1 protein-coding gene is annotated in these 295 nt (G+C 46.8%); it reads left to right on the forward strand.

Going from position 1 to position 295, the window contains the following annotated elements:
• Nucleotides 1-295 (forward strand): DNA polymerase domain-containing protein (locus tag SB751_RS29445; RefSeq protein ID WP_410748957.1); only part of this gene is annotated, 295 nt, incomplete at both ends.

Raw genomic sequence — 295 nt, forward strand, 5'->3', positions numbered from 1 at the left:
TCAAAATCCTGGCGAACTCTTACTACGGTTACTACGGTTACGCGAAAGCGCGTTGGTACTGCAAAGAATGCGCGGAATCTGTTACCGCGTGGGGTCGTGAATACATCGAATTCGTTTGGAAAGAACTGGAAGAAAAATTCGGTTTCAAAGTTCTGTACATCGACACCGACGGTCTGTACGCGACCATCCCGGGTGGTAAATCTGAAGAAATCAAAAAAAAAGCGCTGGAATTCGTTGACTACATCAACGCGAAACTGCCGGGTCTGCTGGAACTGGAATACGAAGGTTTCTACAA

Source organism: Cupriavidus sp. SIMBA_020 (assembly GCF_046535395.1).
GTDB lineage: Bacteria > Pseudomonadota > Gammaproteobacteria > Burkholderiales > Burkholderiaceae > Cupriavidus > Cupriavidus campinensis.